Here is a 13,369-nt window from a genome sequence, read left to right as displayed (position 1 = left end):
TAGTCAAAAGCCAATGATCACCGGGAGGAGGGAAAGGGGTCAGGTGCGGGTGATGCGGACCGCGTCGGCGATCACGTATCCGCTGGTGGCCGTCCAGCGGCTCACGCCGACGACGTTACGGTCGCCAGCGGCCAGCTGAAACGTGCCGAGATCTACCCACCGCCCGCCGTTGGACCGCTGATCGACCCGGATCACCTCGTTGCCGCCGGTCGTGGCGACGACGTACGGCGTAGAGCTGTTGTAATCGGGATGGGACGGATACCAGACCTCAACCCGGTAGGTGGCTGACGCTGGGAGATCGGCACGGAACCACGCTGCGTCACTCGCCGAGACCGGCTCGGCGAACCGGTAACTGTCGCCATGTCGTTCCGGCGACCACGACGACGTGCCCCAGGCGGCGCTGGCCGTGAACCCGCCTGGGGTGGTGGTATCGACGACGGCCGACCAGCCGCCGCCAGATCCTGGTGGCACCACGGCCGCGGTACTCGGCCCGCTTTCCAGATGATTTCGGCTCAGGGCGGTGACGTAGTAGGAGTACGTCTGGCTGCCGGCCGTGGTGTCGGTGAACGTCGTCGCGGAGCCGGAAGCCCGGACCGTGCCGAGAAGGTGGGTCGCATCGGCGAGGTCACACGGATCGAGCGGCCCGTCCCCATCGACGCGGTATACCGCGTAGGACGCTGCCGACCCTTGGATGGTGACGTCCACTCCACTGCCGGAGCGGGTGGCACTGGTGATGGTCGGCTGGTTGGGTGCGCTGCCACCCAGGTGTGGCATGGGCGGCACGATCGACGCTCGGCGGTAGTGGTCGCTGGCCAGCCTGCTGATGGCCCCGTGCCGATCGCTGCGCACGTCCTTGGCGCTGAAGTGCACGTCTCCGCGTACCTGCGGGTGGTTGCGGTTGAGCATGAGGTGGTCGCTCAGCACCGAGGCGGTGTTCCAGGGGCCGCCGGTGCCGAGCTTGTATGCACCCTGGCCGATGAACAGCTGTACGTCGGTACCGCTCACCACGTCGGACCACCAAGGCACCAGAACCGCATAGTCAGCCGCGTTGTGCCCGATCTCCCAATAGACCTGAGGTACGACGTAGTCCAGCCAACCTTCCAGGATCCACTTGCGGGTGTCGGCGTAGATGGCGTCGTAGGACTGAAGACCGTTGGTGTCCGAACCCAGCGGATCGGTTGAGCTGTTGCGCCAGATACCGAACGGGCTGATGCCGAACTTCACGTGGGACTTGGCCGCCTTGATGCGGTCGCTCATCTCCTCGACGAGAAGGTCGATGTTGTTGCGCCGCCAGTCCTGGATGGTGGAGAAGCCACCACCGTACTGCTCATAGGTGGCCTGGTCGGGAATCTGCTGCCCGCTGGCCGGGTACGGGTAGAAGTAGTCGTCGAAGTGGACGCCGTCGATGTCGTAGCGTGTGACGGCGTCCATCATCGCGTCGATGACGAAGTTCCGCACCGCCGGGATACCGGGGTTGTAGTACAGCTGGTTGTTGTAGCTGAACGCCCAATGGGGGTTCTGCCGGACCGGGTGGCCAGGTGCCAGGTTTCCGACGGTGGTGTGGGTAGCCACCCGGTACGGGTTGAACCAGGCGTGGAACTCGATGTCACGGCGGTGTGCTTCTTGGACCATGAAGGCCAGGGGGTCATACCCGGGGTCTGCGCCGGGTGTTCCGGTGAGCCACTGTGACCAGGGCTCGTAGGAGGATGGCCAGAACGCATCCGCGGTGGGCCGGATCTGGACCACCACGGCGTTCATGTTGTGCTGCTCAGCGAGGTCCAGCCAGGCACGGAATTCCGCCTGCTGTTGAGAGACGCTGAGCCCGGTGGCGCTGGGCCAGTCGATGTTGTACACCGACGCGATCCACATGGCCCGGAACTGGTGTTTCGGAGTGGCTGGGTTGGTTGAGCACTGGGCCGGCGCGGCGTTGGTGGTGGCCAGCGCGGCGGCGGCTGGTGCGCTGCCGGAGACCGCCGCTCGGGGCGTCGTGGGGCTCGCCGACGCGGGCGCGGTCGCTAGGCCCGCGGTCAGTACGGCGGTTGCGGTCAGGGTGAGAAGGGTGCGGAACGAGGCCATCGATATGCCTCCTCATTTTCTCATTCGTCAACGTTTGACTCGCCTGTGAAAATTAGTCTTATCGACAGCGATCATCTTGGCAATCCCTTCGCGGCCATCGATCCACGTCGGGAATCCGGGGCGACTGGACCCATCCGACGGATGTGGAAGGCTCGTGGCCGACGGTGCCGTCCCTGTCGGACCGGTGTGTCATGCTCGGTGTTATGTACACGGAACGGCCGTCGTCGTTACCGTCCACCATTCTGTGGACGGGCCGGGCCGAGCACGATACTCAGGTTCACCGTGTCCTGCCGGATGGCTGTATGGACATCATTCTGGCTGGTGATGCCCTGTACGTGGCCGGCCCGGACACCACGGCGCACCAGACGACGTGGACGCGCCGTTCGTTCACTGGCCTGCGGTTCGGCCACGGCGTGGGGCCGCGAGTGATCGGTATACCTGCCCATCACCTGCGCAACCGTCTGGTTCTGCTGGCCGACGTGTGGCCCGCGGCCGATACCCGGCGGCTCACCGAACAGCTACGGGCAGCACCGGCCCCGGGTGACCTCCTGGAGCGGGTGGTGGCGCGGCGGCTGGATCAGGCTGAGCCACCGGATCCGCTGGCCCGATTCACCGAAGAACGGCTGCGAGCAGGGTGGCGGGTCGACGACGTCGCCGCGGCGGCCGGCCTGAGCAGCCGTCAGTTGCACCGGCGCAGCCTTGATGCTTTCGGATACGGACCAAAGACGCTGGCCCGCATCCTGCGGTTCAACCACGCCCTACGCCTCGGCCGCCGCGGTGTGGCAGCGGCCGAGGCGGCAGTGGTCAGTGGGTATGCCGACCAGGCCCACCTCGCGCGCGAGACGCGCGCATTGGGCGGCACCACCTTCCGCTCTCTCGTAGCCTGACCAGCGTCGTACCCAATCCGCTCCGGGGGCCGCCGACCCACCGGACAGCAGTAGCCGCCTACCCACCGGATGGCAGCGCCGCGAACAGGTCCACCTGGTTGCCGTCGGGATCGAGCACGGCAGCGTACCGCTGGCCCCACACCGCATCCCACGGTGTGTGTTCGCTGCGATATCCGGCAGTCGTCAAGTCTTCGAACACGCTGTCCACCCCATGGGGAGCGCCGCAGTCGAAGGCGAGGGCGATCTGGCTCACGCCGGGCTGCTGGTAGTTGGGGTCGTAGGAGCGGATCGTCGCGACGGAGTCCCACGCGAGTTTCAAGCCGCCCGGCAGCTCCACCTCGACGTGGGGGGCGTTCTCGGCGCCGGCTGGGATGTCGAGACCAAGTCTGCGGTAGAACGCGAAGGAGCGGCCCATGTCTTCCACGACCAACTCGATCACTGCGATGCGTGGTGTCATGCTGTCGACCGTAGGGCAGCCGGTGGAGGGGTGTCTTGAATGATTCGGACAGACGACGGGGCAGGTGTCGAGGTGATCACAGGGCGAGATCGAGGTTGGCTCGACCGGTGGTGGGTGACGACGCCAGAGCCTGCTCGCGGCGGGGGATCCGACCGGCGAGGTAGGCATCACGGCCGGCCTCGACCGCATGCCGCATGGCCCGCGCCATCCGGACGGGCTCGGCCGCCCTCGTCACGGCGGTGGCGAGCAGCACGGCATCGCAGCCCAGCTCCATAGCGAGGGCGGCATCGGACGCGGTGCCGATCCCGGCGTCGAGGATCACCGGCACGGTTGCGTCGGCCACGATGGCGGCGATGTTGCGAGGATTGAGTACTCCGAGCCCAGTGCCGATCGGTGCACCCAGTGGCATGATGGCCGCGCAGCCGACGTCGGCTAGCTTGCGCGCCAGGATGGGGTCGTCGTTGGTGTAGGGCAGCACGGTGAAGCCGTCGTCGACGAGTATCCGTGCGGCCGCCACGAGTTCGATCGGGTCCGGCAGGAGTGTGGTGTCGTCGGCGATCACCTCGAGTTTCACCCAGGTCGTCTCGCACGCCTCGCGGCCAAGCTTGGCAGTGAGCACGGCCTCGTTCGCGGTGAAACAACCGGCGGTGTTGGGCAGGGCGCGGATGCCGTTGCTTTGCAGCATCTCCCAGATCGAGCCCTCGGTGCCGGCTTGAACCCGGCGTAGCGCAACCGTCGTCAGTTCGGTACCGGACTCTTTGAGTGCGGCCTCGAGTCCGAGCAAGCTGGGAGCGCCACCGGTGCCCATGATCAGCCGGGAGTTGAACGACTCGCCGGCAATCGTCAGGGGACCGTTGGCGGCTGGGTCCATCGGGCCGGCGTCGTTGGACATGCTGGTCACCTCACCCTCCTTGGGTTGCGTTGAGGATCTCGACGTGGTCGCCGTCGGCAACTAGGGTGCTGGCCCACGCTCCGCGCGGGACGACCTCGCTGTTCACGGCGACGGCGACCCCCCGCCCGTCGGGTGCGGAGGCACCGAGTTGATGGGCGACGAGGTCGCCGACGGAAGGTGTGCCGTCGACGGCCACTCGCTCGCCGTTGATGACGACGTGTGTGCTCATGTGTAGTCTCCCTCGTTGCTCCCCATGATCATGAACACTTTGCCGTGCTATGGCACGGCAAAGTGTTCATGATCATGGGTGGGGTGGAAGCGGGCCGGGTGTGCGGCGGACACCGAGTCGGGTAGTTTGCCGTCCGCCCAGCGGGCCGCCACCGCCGCGGCGGTCAGCGGCGCTAGCAGGACACCGTTGCGGTAGTGGCCGGTAGCCAGCACTATGCCGGGTGGGCCGGCATCGCCGATCAGCGGCAGGTTGTCCGGGCTGCCGGGGCGGGCCCGAGCGGTGAGTTCGGTGACGGGTAGCTCGTCGATGCCGGGAACCAGTGCGCGGGCGTCGCGGAGTAGGGCGAACGCACCACCGGCCGTCACCTGCCGGTTGTCCGGCTGCTCCTCGCTGGTCCCCCCGACCACGATCTCCCCGTCCGCCCGCGGCACAAGGTACACCGGTCGGTCCTGCACGAGTCCGCGAACTACCCTGGTCAGCTGGAATGTTGGCACTGCACGGGCGTCCAGCCGCGCCACCTGCCCCTTGACCGGACGGGTGGGGCAGCCGGGGGCGAGCAGCCGGCTGTTCCAGCCCGCCGCCACGACAACCAGGTCGGCTCGGTGGACCTGACCATTGGTGTCCACGACACCGGGCCTCGACGGACCCGTTACGGCCGTACCTGGCAGCACACGCTCGACAGCTCGTTCGATGATGTCGACCTTCCTTGCCATCAGCGCGGTGAGCAGTGCCTTCTGCGCCGACCGTGGATCGACTTGATGATCGCCAGGTGCCCAGATAGCCGCCGCCAGCCGCGGCCCGAGGGTCGGTTCCATCTGTCGGGCGGCGTCGGTCGTGATCTCCCGAGCGTCGAGGCCCCATTCCACGTGCAGCTGATGGAGGCGGCGTAGCTGCTGGCGGTCGTCGCCATCGAAGGCGAGTGTCAGCGTGCCGGTACGGCGCAGCCCGCACGGCTGGCCGGTCTCGGCCTCGAGCTGGGTGGCGAAATCCGGCCACATCGCCGCTGCTTCGAGGTTGAGCCGCATCAGCTCGTGTTCGCCGAAGGTGGTTTCGGTGACCGCGGCGAGCATGCCGGCCGCAGCGTAGGTCGAGCCGTCACCGGGGTGTGGGTCGAGGCATCTGACGACCGCGCCGCGGCGGGCCAACTGCCACGCGACAGAGGCGCCGATGATTCCGCATCCGACGACGATGACGTCGGTGGTGTCGCCGGTGTCCATCTCCACGCGCTCCCTCCGCTGGCATGACCCAGGTCAGGTACGACGGTCGGCCAGGTGGCGTGGGCCCGCTGAGGCGGGTGCGCCGGCCCTCTCAGCCCGCTGCCGGGCTCCCGTGCACCCTTCCACCGTACGACGACGCCCGGCGTGCTCGCTCACCGCGGGCATGGCACACTCGCCGTCGTGAACTCGACGTCCTACGAGCCGGCGGCCGAACGGCTGGCGCGGGCCCGCCTGTACCTCTGCACCGATGCCCGCCAAGACCGAGGTGATCTGCCGGAGTTCCTGCACGCCGCGCTGCGCGGCGGGGTGGATATCGTCCAGCTGCGAGACAAGGCCCTCGATGTGCGCGAGGAGCTGGAACTGCAACCCGTGGTGGCCGACATCGCGGCACAGTACGGGGCGCTGGTGGCGGTCAACGACCGTGCCGACGTCGCCCGCCTGGTCGGTGCGCCGGTGTTCCACACTGGGCAGGGTGACCTCCCGGTGCGGGCGGCTCGTCAGTTGCTCGGACCCGACGTGCTGCTGGGCCGCTCGACCCACGGCGTGGATCAGGCGACGGCCGCCGACGCGGACCGGGACGTGGACTACTTCTGTGTTGGACCGGTGTGGCCGACGCCCACCAAGGCGGGTCGTCCCGCGGTGGGGGTCGAGACGGTCCGCGCTGTGGCGGCTAACCCACCGCGAACACCGTGGTTCGCCATCGGCGGGATCGATCACCGCACGGTGGAGGAGGTAGTGCGGGCCGGCGCCCGGCGGATCGTCGTCGTCCGTGCCATCACCGATGCCGACGATCCGGAGGACGCCGCCCGCCGCCTTCGCGATGTGCTGTTGCCGGTGACGCCCTGATCGCGCGCCTCGGGCCCATGGTGGGAACACGTCACCTCGACCACGAGGTGCTGTGGTCGAGGTGACGTGTCGGCGTGGACTCGGGTCAGGGAGCGACGACGGATTCCACCGGCGACGAGTTCCAGGCGGCGTCGATCGCCCGGTACTCGAGGGTCTGGCCACTGGCTAACCGCACCGGGCGTGAATACACCGCCCAATTCGCGCCGTCCACCCGGTAGTGAATGGTGGGCGCGGAGTCGTCATCGTCGGTGGCGTTCAGCCGTACCGTCACCCCCTTCCCTTGGCGGGGGTTGGGTGGTAACACGTCGGCGTTGACCTCGGGTGGGGTGCGGTCGGCCGGTAGCTGGTAGCGCAGCAACCGGGTGCTGGCGCCGACGACGTAGAGGTCACCGTGCCGGTCTTGGGCTAGCTCTTGGACCCGTTGCGCCGGGCTGCCAGCTGGTCCGCCGTACAGCGTCGTCACTTCACCGGTGACGTGGTCGAGAACGAACAACCGGTTGGCGGTCGATCCGAACAGGCGGCCGTGGTCGAACAGCAACCGATTGCTGTTGCCGTAGCGGTCAGTCGGGAAACCGGCATCGATCTCGATGGTGCGTACGGTCTCGCCGGCGTCGAGGTCGAACTCGAACACCGTGGTGCTCCCGGCGATACCCCAGAGTCGGCCGTCGTCGTCCAGAGCCAGCCCGGATATGGTCGGCGCGCCCGGTACCGGGGCGGCGCTCCACAACGTCTCACCGGTGACCGGATCCCACGCGAAGAGCACGCCCTCGTCGGTGACCGGGTCGATGCCGTAGCCGCCTTCGATCGACGTCCCGCCGAGCAGGACGTCGCCATGCTCGACCAGCGACACCGGCGTCTGGTCCTCGACGACGTGCCGGAACACCTCGTGGGTGCCCTCGTCCGGTCGCCACAACGTGATCGCCCCGCCGTGTCGGCCACCCGTTGGTACCGAGGCCACGGCAACCGTGCCAGGCACGGAGGTGAGTTCGACGAAGGCCTGCGGACGACTCTGCTCGTCGCCGATCGGCAACGGGTTCTCCGGATTGGTACCGGTCTGCCACGGGCGCGACGGGTCGTAGCGGTACAGCGACCCCTGCGGGTAGCGGCCGAAGACGAGGTCGTCTCCGAAGGTTCCGTACCCCTCGATCTGCCCGGAGCCGGCGAGCAGGTCGAACCCGTCACCGTCCGGATCGAAACGGCCCATGCCAGGCGGACTGAGGTAGGCACCCGTGTAGATGTTGCCGTCCGGGCCCGAACCCAGGCTGATGATCTGGGCGCCGGCCCCCATGAGGCCTGGTACCTGGTACGACGTGCGGCCCGTCTCGACGTTGTACCCGTAGGTTCGGCCTTCGTTCCAATACGTCATCGCCAGCCACGGCCCCGTGCCGTCGCGGTCGATCCATGCCCACGACTCTGGTGTCGCGTTCGGCCGCCAGCCGGTGGGCGTGCGTTCTCCCGTGCGCAGGTCGTAGCGGTTGATCTCGCCGCCGAGGCGCAGGTAGACCGCATCTGGGTCGATCGGGGAGACAGGTGAGACCCGTGCGCTGGCGTTGGTGAAGCGGTCGACCCACTCACCCGTCTCGACGTCGAGCACGTGCATATTGGCGGTGCTGACGAAGAGCAGGTCGTCGCGGAGGTCGAGGGCGACGATGTTGTTCGCCGCATGCCCGGCTGGCATCTCGATCTCGGTGAACGTTCCGGAGCCGAGATCGTAGGCGGCCAGGCGGGCGTTGGACTCGGTACCGACGTAGACGGTGTCGCCGGCAGGTTCGATCGACTTGATGTACTGCTCGCCGTCGACGGCGCGGCCATGGTTGGTGATCTCCTCGGTGTCGGGGTCGAGGGAGTAGAGCCGTCCACCGGGGTAGGTGCCGAACCAGACGGTACGGTCGGCTCCGACGGCCATCGACCACACTCGCTGACCGTCCGGCGCCGGGCCGTAGTGCCTGATGTCCTCGTCACCAGGTGTGTAGCTGTACAGATGGCTGACGTCGGACGTGGCGAAGTAGACCGTGCCGTCTACCGGCGACAGGCCCATGGTGCGCTGGCTGGCATTGCCGTACGGCACCCGGAGTTGCCGCACGGTCTGGTTGGTGCGCAGGTCGGTCACGGTGAACTCGGCGCGGGTGGTCGGGTTGCCTTCCACGACGTAGTAGCCGAGGGGTTCGTCGTTGGAGCCGGGGCCCACCGCCGAACTCAGCGTCTGGACTTTGTGCACCGGTTCGCCGAGATCGGTGATGGCGTCAGCGCTCTTGACGGGGTCGTCTGTGCTGGTGGATGACATGTCCGGCGGGCTCGTGGCGCCCGCTCCGCCGACCGACAGGCCGGTGGCCACTGTCACGGCGGTGAGGATGGAAAGGAGGGTACGGGTCGGTCTCGTCACAGGGACCTCTCTTTTCGACTTTAGACAGAAGCGAATTCTGTCGTGTCCGAAATTAGATCGAGTCTCTCGTGCGCGATACGACCCGTCAAGAGGTAGACCACTCAGGCCCAGTGGCCCGGGGGCACGTCGGGCAGCATGAGTCCAGGTACTGGAAGGCCCCGAACTCGACTTCCGGGTGGGGCGGTAACCCGTAGGGATCAGCGGTCAACTTTGTCGACGAGCAGTTGGTACGGCCGCGGCGGCCGGCCCACCTTGCTGGAGCGTGCCGGTGGCATCGGCCACGCGAGGCCCTCATCGACCAACGTGTGCAGCATTCGCCGTGCGGTACGCAGTGTCACGCCGAGCAGCTCAGCGACCCGTTCGGCGTCGATCACTCGCTCGCTGTCGTTGTCGGCGTCGATCTTCTCTGCCAGGCGGGCCAGGATCTCGGCGGCCCGAGAGTCGCGGGAGGGCTGAGCGGGCTGGGAGGCCGCCGCCGGTGTGCCGTCGTCCTCCTGCCGGGCAGCGGGCAGTTGAAGGACAGTTTCTCCCGGCCCCACCAGGAACGCGGTATCGGCGCCGGCCGCCGAGGCTTTGTCGACCGCGGCTTGGGCGTTGAGCTCGGCCTCCCGAGTGGACCGGCCCAAACCGATGCCGACCTCCAGCCGCAATCCGAGTTCGGCGGAGATCCGGCCGAGGAACGGAGCCATCGTTAGATCGTCGGTGGCGAGATTCAACGAACCCATGGTGGTGACCACGAGGTAGCTATGTTCGTCGCGGGTAAGTACGGCGGCATCCATCGGGCGAGCATCCCGCAACAATTCACGATGGAGGGAGAGCTTCAGTTCCTGGTACCAGTAGTTGCTGGGGCTCGCGTGTGCCGGGAACGCACCGCTGGGCACCCGGACGATCATGGTGACGATCCGTGATTCCTCGAGTTTGGCGCCGCTGCCGATCAGGGCGGCCGTGTGCAGCGTGTGCCGGATGGTGGTGCCCGCCGGGGTCATCTTCAACGACGGGACCCCGGCCGCCGCCAGCGCCGCGGCCACCGTTGGCACCGTGGTGATGGCGCCGGTCGTCGCGCCCCGCTCGTACAGCTCCCGGTGGAAGTCCAGGAACTCGGCGGCCGATTCGGGGTGGACGTATGGCATGACCCGCACCGCCGCCGGGTCGAGTCCGATCTCCTGAAAGGCTTCCCGCACGTCAGCCACGGGCGCGGAGTCCACACTCACCCGCAGCGGGTCGAAGGTGCCCTCCAGGGCTCCGCGCAACAAGGTGCCGTACAGAGCTGAGCCGCCGACGGGGATGTACGTGGCCGGTACCGGAAGGTCGCCGGGACGGGTCGCGACGTCGTAGGGCAGGGGGCCGGCGAACAGGCATACGTCGACACGCGAGGCGATCTTCATGGCCTGTGCATGCGCCTCGTGCTCGACTCCGTACACCGCTGCGATCAGCCGCCACGACGGACTGCCGGTGGCTCGGGCGACCGACATGATGCGGCGCACGATCTCGTCGGCGCCGACCACTCCGATGGTGATCTCTTCGCGGGTTCCGTTGCTCGGCTGATGGATGGCTCGCTCCGGCATGGTCACTGCCGGATCCGCGTGTGGTGGACCGTCATTTTGGGCACGTATCTATTATGGCCGCCGGACGCCTCGAATCCTGCGTACCGCGCCGGCCAGGGTACTTAGGGCAGCCTGACCAAGTGCCAGCCGCGGGCGGCTGCGACCATGCCTTCATGCGGCTCGATCACGTTTCGTACGCGGCAGGCCCGGACGGCCTCGATGCCACGGCAGCCCGGTTGGCCGGCGCCCTGGGCGTCGAGTTCGGCGAGGGAGGTATCCATCCACGTTTCGGCACTCGCAACCGAGTGCTGCCGCTGACCAGCGGGCATTACCTTGAAGTTGTGGAGGTGCTCGACCACCCCGCGGCGGATACCGTGCCCTTCGGCCAAGCCGTGAAGGCACGCTCTGACCTCGGCGGCGGGTGGCTCGGGTGGGTGGTAGCCGTCACCGAGATCGGACCGGTGGAACGTCGTCTGGAACGCCCCGCGGTGCAGGGCAACCGGAAGCGGCCCGACGGATTCGAGTTGAGGTGGAAACAGATCGGCATCAAGGGGTTGATCAACGACCCCCAACTCCCGTTCTTCGTGTGCTGGGAGTCCGATCCGGCCGAACACCCGTCGCAAGGGGGCCGCGACATCCAACTGGTCGGCCTGGAGATCGCCGGGGACCCACAGCGTGTGGCCGGCTGGCTCGGTGAGCCGGAGTCTCATCCGCTCGAGGACGTGAACGTCGTGTGGGCCAACCCCAACGGCCAGCCCGGGCTACAGTCGGTCAGCTTCCTGACCCCGCAGGGTCTCGTCACGCTCTGAGCCGCCAACGGCTACGGCCAGCAACGCTCACCGGGCCCGTAGCCGGGGCCATAGCCGGCCCCGGCTGACCTGAATGCGGGAAGCCGACATCGGGTCAGGCGTCGCGCTTCTTGAACAGCAGCCACGCAACGAGCAGCACCAGCAAGGTGAAGCCGGCGAAGACACCACCGGATGCCCATCGGTCCAGGTAGTCGAAGTCGGGGCCGTCGGTGTGGGTGTAGTCTTCGGTGGCCAACAGCCGCGTTCCCGCCGCGAACGGCAAGAACTTCAGTGCTGGCTGCAACCAGTCCAGGGCGTCCAGCATCGAGAGCCCGGCGATGAGCTGTTCCACGAGCATCGGCGTGATGAGCAGGACAACAATGGCTGACGGCACCCCTCGGAACAACTGCGCAAGCGCGACCCCCAGGGCACCGTAGATAACGACCAGCACGATGTAGCCGAGCAATGCGTCGTTCAGCGGGCTGGAGGTGATGTCGGGAGCTTCGCCCCACACGAGGGCGCCGACACCGAAGTTGATCGCCAGTGATGCGACGGCGACCAGCAATGCGGTGACCATGACGATCGTTACCTTGGCGGTCAGGATCGTGGTGCGTTGAGGAATCGCCAGTAGCGTCGGCTGAATAGTCCCGTGCCGGTATTCATGTCCCGCCGCGAAGATCCCGATGATCGCCATGAAGATCGGGATGAACGTGGCGAACTCACCACCGCCGGTCAGGGTGTCCCGGACCAGGTTGTCGTCGAGCGGCTCATCAATGGTGGCCAGCGTGATGATCAACGCCACCCCGGCGGTCAGCAGCAGGCCGAGTCCGATCAGCCAATATGTGGACCGCAAAGTGCGGATACGTGTTGTTTCAAAGCGCAGCGCGTCGATCATGCCGCACCTCCGGCCGGCTTGTCCGTGGTGTCGTCGCCGGTCTCCTGGACGGGCTGCGAGTCGGTCGGTGGTGGGGTTTCGGGCGGCGGGCCGGCCGTGACGTCGTGGGCGACGTACTCCTCCGAAGCGCCCGTGGCGGTGATGAACGCCTCCTCGAGCGAGGCGCTACGAGTGGCCAGCTCGTGTAGGACGATCCCGTCTCGGTGCGCCAGTTCACCGATCACCGAGGCGTCCGCACCCGACACGAGTAGCCCACCGTCGGGCGCGGGGTCGACGGTGGCGCCCATACCCTTGAGAGTCTCAGCGAAGTCCGTGGCCGACGGCGTTTTCACCAGCACAGTGGACTGGGTGAACTGCCGGACGAACACGTCGACCTCGCCATTGAAGATCATCTTTCCTTGACCGATGACGACGAGTTCGTCCGCCATCAGCGACATCTCCGACAACAGGTGGGACGAGACGAAGATGGTGCGCCCCTGTCCGGCGAGGGTCTTCAGCACGTCGCGTAGCCAGTGGATGCCGTGCGGATCGAGTCCGTTGGCCGGCTCGTCGAGGATCAGCGTGCCCGGGTCGCCAAGCATCGCCTGGGCGAGTCCGAGGCGCTGCGACATACCCAGTGAGAAACCTTTGGGTTTCTTGCCCCTGACCCCGGTCAGGCCAACGAAGTCGAGAACTTCGTCGACCCGCTTCCGCGGGATTCGGCTGCCGGCGGCCAGCATCCGCAGGTGGTTGCGGGCCGTCCGCGTCGGGTGGAACGCTTTGGCCTCCAGCACCGCACCGATCTCGTGCATCGGATGCCGGATCTCGTCGAACCGCCGCCCGTCGAAGCGGGTCTCGCCGGCGCCGTGGTCGAGATCGAGCATCAGCCGCATGGTGGTGGACTTACCCGCCCCGTTGGGGCCGAGGAAGCCGGTGACGACACCCGGCTGGACGTCGAACGTGAGGTCGTCGACAGCGAGCTTGTTGCCGTAGCGCTTGCGCAGGCCTTGAACAGTGATCATCGGTGGACTCCTGAATCTGAGCGGGCCGGCGGGCGGCCCCCGTGCCCGAAAATATCGGTTCGGCCGGCTGGATGTGTCCGTTCCGGCCTGACCGGCGCGCCGTGTCGTCGAGTGGTGCCGGACATTAAGGTCAGGCCGGACTATCCGCTGTTTG

Annotated in this window: 12 protein-coding genes; 3 read left to right on the top strand and 9 right to left on the bottom strand. The window is 67.4% G+C overall.

The genetic code is table 11. The features are described 5' to 3' along the window. Window positions 1-39: 39 nt before the first annotated feature. Entirely contained in the window at window positions 40-2,076 is a 2,037-nt protein-coding gene (locus tag G8760_RS01305; RefSeq protein WP_166345503.1) for a family 10 glycosylhydrolase, read from the bottom strand. 203 nt (window positions 2,077-2,279) lie between these two features. Here G8760_RS01305 and G8760_RS01300 point away from each other — a divergent pair, with 203 nt between their 5' ends. Beyond that, window positions 2,280-2,963 carry a helix-turn-helix transcriptional regulator gene (locus G8760_RS01300; protein ID WP_166345500.1) on the top strand — a complete coding sequence of 228 codons (684 nt, stop codon included), beginning with the start codon at window positions 2,280-2,282 and terminating at the stop codon, window positions 2,961-2,963. Window positions 2,964-3,021: 58 nt separating this feature from the next. On the opposite strand, the gene G8760_RS01295 is transcribed toward G8760_RS01300, so the two are convergent. The 4 genes from G8760_RS01295 to thiO all read right to left on the bottom strand — a co-directional run bounded on the left by G8760_RS01295 (window position 3,022) and on the right by thiO (window position 5,758). Continuing rightward, entirely contained in the window at window positions 3,022-3,420 is a 399-nt protein-coding gene (locus tag G8760_RS01295) for a VOC family protein (RefSeq protein WP_166345497.1), read from the bottom strand. A 76-nt stretch (window positions 3,421-3,496) separates the two neighbouring features. Beyond that, the gene (locus tag G8760_RS01290; protein WP_166347794.1) at window positions 3,497-4,312 is read right to left on the bottom strand and encodes a thiazole synthase; all 816 of its coding nucleotides are present in this window, start codon (window positions 4,310-4,312) and stop codon (window positions 3,497-3,499) included. Between the two features lie 10 nt (window positions 4,313-4,322). After that, window positions 4,323-4,541, bottom strand: coding sequence for a sulfur carrier protein ThiS (gene thiS / locus G8760_RS01285; RefSeq protein WP_166345494.1), 219 nt, complete (start codon window positions 4,539-4,541; stop codon window positions 4,323-4,325). A gap of 47 nt (window positions 4,542-4,588) precedes the next feature. Continuing rightward, complete coding sequence (gene thiO, locus G8760_RS01280) at window positions 4,589-5,758, bottom strand: glycine oxidase ThiO (protein WP_166347790.1); 1,170 nt, start codon at window positions 5,756-5,758, stop codon at window positions 4,589-4,591. Between the two features lie 180 nt (window positions 5,759-5,938). Here thiO and thiE point away from each other — a divergent pair, with 180 nt between their 5' ends. Further along, the gene (gene thiE, locus G8760_RS01275) at window positions 5,939-6,604 is read left to right on the top strand and encodes a thiamine phosphate synthase (protein WP_166345491.1); all 666 of its coding nucleotides are present in this window, start codon (window positions 5,939-5,941) and stop codon (window positions 6,602-6,604) included. An 85-nt stretch (window positions 6,605-6,689) separates the two neighbouring features. Here thiE and G8760_RS01270 read toward each other — a convergent pair whose 3' ends face one another. Together G8760_RS01270 and G8760_RS01265 are read right to left on the bottom strand one after the other, a co-directional pair. Beyond that, on the bottom strand, window positions 6,690-8,987 hold the full coding sequence (locus tag G8760_RS01270; protein WP_166345487.1) for a PQQ-binding-like beta-propeller repeat protein: 2,298 nt from the start codon (window positions 8,985-8,987) through the stop codon (window positions 6,690-6,692). Between the two features lie 197 nt (window positions 8,988-9,184). After that, entirely contained in the window at window positions 9,185-10,558 is a 1,374-nt protein-coding gene (locus G8760_RS01265) for a transcriptional regulator (protein ID WP_166345484.1), read from the bottom strand. A gap of 146 nt (window positions 10,559-10,704) precedes the next feature. Here G8760_RS01265 and G8760_RS01260 point away from each other — a divergent pair, with 146 nt between their 5' ends. Beyond that, a complete protein-coding gene (locus tag G8760_RS01260) occupies window positions 10,705-11,340 on the top strand; it encodes a VOC family protein (RefSeq protein WP_166345481.1) in 636 nt (211 codons plus the stop codon). A 94-nt stretch (window positions 11,341-11,434) separates the two neighbouring features. Here the strand turns inward: G8760_RS01260 and G8760_RS01255 are convergent, their stop codons facing one another. Both G8760_RS01255 and G8760_RS01250 read right to left on the bottom strand, forming a co-directional pair. Further along, a complete protein-coding gene (locus G8760_RS01255) occupies window positions 11,435-12,214 on the bottom strand; it encodes an ABC transporter permease (protein ID WP_166345478.1) in 780 nt (259 codons plus the stop codon). Then, window positions 12,211-13,215, bottom strand: coding sequence for an ATP-binding cassette domain-containing protein (locus G8760_RS01250; RefSeq protein WP_166345475.1), 1,005 nt, complete (start codon window positions 13,213-13,215; stop codon window positions 12,211-12,213). Before G8760_RS01250 ends, G8760_RS01255 begins: the two co-directional genes overlap by 4 nt. Between the last annotated feature and the right edge of the window lie 154 nt (window positions 13,216-13,369).

Origin of the sequence: Phytoactinopolyspora limicola (genome assembly GCF_011320225.1) — a bacterium.
GTDB classification, from domain to species: Bacteria; Actinomycetota; Actinomycetes; order Jiangellales; family Jiangellaceae; genus Phytoactinopolyspora; species Phytoactinopolyspora limicola.
Note: the sequence above shows the minus strand (reverse complement) of the source record. Positions and strands in the feature narration are given on the sequence as shown.